Origin of the sequence: Butyricicoccus sp. AM32-19 (assembly GCF_003480365.1) — a bacterium.
Lineage (GTDB): Bacteria > Bacillota > Clostridia > Oscillospirales > Butyricicoccaceae > Agathobaculum > Agathobaculum butyriciproducens.
Genome location: NZ_QUIX01000003.1, coordinates 226,534 through 229,594, shown reverse-complemented (window position 1 = coordinate 229,594; position 3,061 = coordinate 226,534). Strand labels below are relative to the sequence as shown.

Annotated in this window: 3 protein-coding genes and 1 pseudogene; all 4 read right to left on the bottom strand. The window is 49.7% G+C overall.

The window, feature by feature from the left end; genetic code table 11:
* On the bottom strand, window positions 1–603 hold a 603-nt coding region (locus DW806_RS04840; RefSeq protein WP_118729274.1), incomplete at its 3' end, for a CHC2 zinc finger domain-containing protein.
* A 65-nt stretch (window positions 604–668) separates the two neighbouring features.
* Window positions 669–2,249 carry a MobQ family relaxase gene (mobQ, locus tag DW806_RS04835; protein WP_118729273.1) on the bottom strand — a complete coding sequence of 527 codons (1,581 nt, stop codon included), beginning with the start codon at window positions 2,247–2,249 and terminating at the stop codon, window positions 669–671.
* Between the two features lie 184 nt (window positions 2,250–2,433).
* The gene (locus DW806_RS04830; RefSeq protein WP_002596507.1) at window positions 2,434–2,655 is read right to left on the bottom strand and encodes a DUF4318 domain-containing protein; all 222 of its coding nucleotides are present in this window, start codon (window positions 2,653–2,655) and stop codon (window positions 2,434–2,436) included.
* Window positions 2,656–2,972: 317 nt separating this feature from the next.
* A pseudogene (locus DW806_RS04825) lies at window positions 2,973–3,061 on the bottom strand (DUF3847 domain-containing protein); the annotation flags it as partial.

The window sequence follows — 3,061 nt, the reverse complement described above, 5'->3', positions numbered from 1 at the left end:
AGTTCTTGCTGCGTCTGCGGCTGCAAGCTCTGCCATTCGCTTTTCAAGCTGTATCACATCCTTTCCGTAGTCCGTAATCAAAGCTGCTTTTTCCTCTGTCTCCCCAAAGAGCAGCACATCCAGCAGATATTCCACTTGGTCTTGCTTCTGTAAGGCTTCCACAAACCGTGGATGTAAGGCTTCCTCCGGGGAGTGCGGGGCATAATCCTTTCTCCATGCCCGAAGCAAGTGAAGATAATCGGCAAGAATACGGAAGCAGCGGCTCTTTGCTTCCTGAAACTGTTCCTCCTGGGATTTCTGCCGGGGCTTGGGCTTTTTTACCTTCCCCGGCGGTTTCCAGTCCTCATAGGAAAGCCCGAAGTCCTGTGCCAGCTGTACGGCGGCTTCTTTCTTTCCCAGCCCATACAGGGCGGCGGCAAAATCAATCACATCCCCATCCGCACCGCAGCCGAAGCAGTGGTAACGCCGATCCAGCTTCATGCTTGGGGTTTTATCGTTATGGAACGGGCAGCAAGCCATCCCGTTCCGACCTACATGGATTCCATAATGCTCCGCAGCCTGTCTTGTTGTGACGGACTGCTTCACAGCTTCAAATACATTCAAATCTATCCCTCCTTGAAAATAAGAAAAGCACCTGACATTCTCTGCTTGAAAATGGCAAGTGCCTGTTAAAGTTCCATATCCTGTTGTCTGTGTTTCGTCTGCGCCGGGGCGGTTCTTTGTGCTTTTTTCTCGTCAGTCTTATCCTGCAAGACTTCTTTGATAGGCTGTTTCTTGGGCAGCTCTTTGCTTTCCTCTGTGCCGGGGGTGGCTTTCCGTACCCAGTAGCGGATGTCCCGCAGCTTCTTCAAATCCTCCTGTACCTCGGTCAGCGGTACTTTCAGTTCTGCGATTTCTTCCAGAAGCGTTTCCTGCTCCTCTTGCAGTTCCTTTTGGGTGCTGTCCTTATCGTCCGGGTGCTTGGCAAGGTAGGCGGTGGCTTTCGCATACCGGGCAACCTCCGGGTGTTCCTGTTTGAATTTTTCCTTTGTTTTCTTAAAAAATATCTTCTGGTACTTCTCATAGACAGCCTTACATTCTTTGCAGTCTGTCCGGCTGGCAAGAATCCCGTCAATCACTTTGCTGCGGGCTTCCTTTGGCTTCATCTGATTGCGGTAATCTGCGGCTGATTTCCCGGAAGATTCCAGAAATGCTTCTAAGTCCTCCACAGTGGAAAGCCCCTTTTGCCGGAGATAGGACAGGGCTTCGCTAACTGCCTTTAAGTCCTGTGAAGTCCCCCGGTTCTGTCCAGCCCTTGTCCAGTCCTTCCGTTCTTCCTTTCGTATCTCCATATACTTCATCAGCAGATTGGGAAGAAGTGTTGCTTCCTCCGCCGCCTTTTGTGCAAGCAGTTCTTTCCGTTTTTCTCCCAGCTCGGTAATCCAGCCTTTGAGGTTTTGGATAAGCTGCCGGATGGACTTCATCAGGCGGTTGGCGGCTCTGATTTCCCGGTTCAGGTTGCCGATATTCGTCTGGATACCTCGCTTTTCCATCTGCCGGACAGCAGCACCCTCATGGACAGTAGGGATAATATCAAGCCCCTGTCTGGCATAGGAACGCAAGTCCACACGCTCCGGGCGATCATTGGCTTCCAGATAGCGGTTCTGGATGACCTCCCATTCATGCCGCCAGATTTCACAATACTTCTGGTCGTTCCAGTCCACCGTATCCTCCTTGTGGCTTTTCCACCTGCCGGATGGCAGCTTTATCCGTTCCCCGTTCTCGTCAAGGTCATAAACCTTGCGGCTCTTGGAAAGCCATTTCCCATGTTCGTCCATTGCCCTCATAGTGAGCAGGACATGGGCGTGAGGATTGTGTCCCGGCGGGTGGGGGTCATGGATGGCAAAGTCAGCAATCATGCCTTTGGAAACAAACTGTTGCTGGCAGAACTCCCGGACAAGGACAGCGTACTGGTCGGGCGGTATCTCTCTGGGAATGGTAAGCACCCACCGCCTTGCAAGCTGGGAGTTCCATTGTTTCTCCACAGCTTCGGCGGCGTTCCATAAAGTATTGCGGTCTGCATACTCCGGCGGGGCATTTGCCGGGAGCAGGATTTCATTGTGGACGATACCTCGCTTTTCTGGGTAGTGCTTCACTTCTTGGTCGTATTCACAGAACAGCTTTTCGCCGCTCTGGTAGGCAGCGGCGGCAACCGCAGACTGCTGTTGGCTGCGCTGAACAATCGAGATTTCGTTGTGTGGACAGGGCATTTCGTATCCCTCCTTTCTATGCTTGGTGGATGGGGTGGCGTTTTACCACCTCATTTTGGGCAGAAAAAAAGCAGGAGACCTTTTTCAGATTTCCTGCTCGGTGTGCCGCTGTGTAAGCGGCGGGTATTTAGTTGTGAAAGTTCGGGACAAGTTGACCCAATGTGTGTAGAATAACAAACTGGATTTATTTTTCTTTACATTTTATGCCGTAATTTCCCCTACTACCATTTTCGTAGCCCCTATATATTTCATATCTTTTTCCATTTATCTCCACTTCGTCATCGTTAATAAATGTATAAGACTTACCATTTTCTTCACAATACTTTGAAATTGCTTCCATAGTTTTTGCAAGAGTTGGGTAATTGGCACTATCCTCATAAGGAACCCAAAAAGCTTTTTTAAACATATAAAATACCTCCTTCTAATTTGTTAAGTAATCCACGAATTTTCAAAGCGTTATAAAATAATAGTATCATACAGCTTCGCAAAAATCCACTTATAACTTCAAACTTGTCGGCTGGGAACAGCTTGCAACGCAAGGTGTCCCCAGATGGCAAGTCCACAAAAGGGCAGCTGGTGGTAGCCAGCGCAGGGGAAGCGTAGCGTCCCCTGTATGATTTGGAGCAGATCATGTCTGCGTAAAATCACAGCCCTCCGGCGAGGAGCCTTCGGAGAACGCAATGCACCAACCTCTGGGTGGTGTATAATTGCGCCCTTAGTAAACTAAGGGGTTTCTGGCTTCTTCCGTTCCAGCAGTTTTTTCAATAATTCCTGCGTGTCCTGCCTGTGAAAAATGATTTTGAGCAACACCT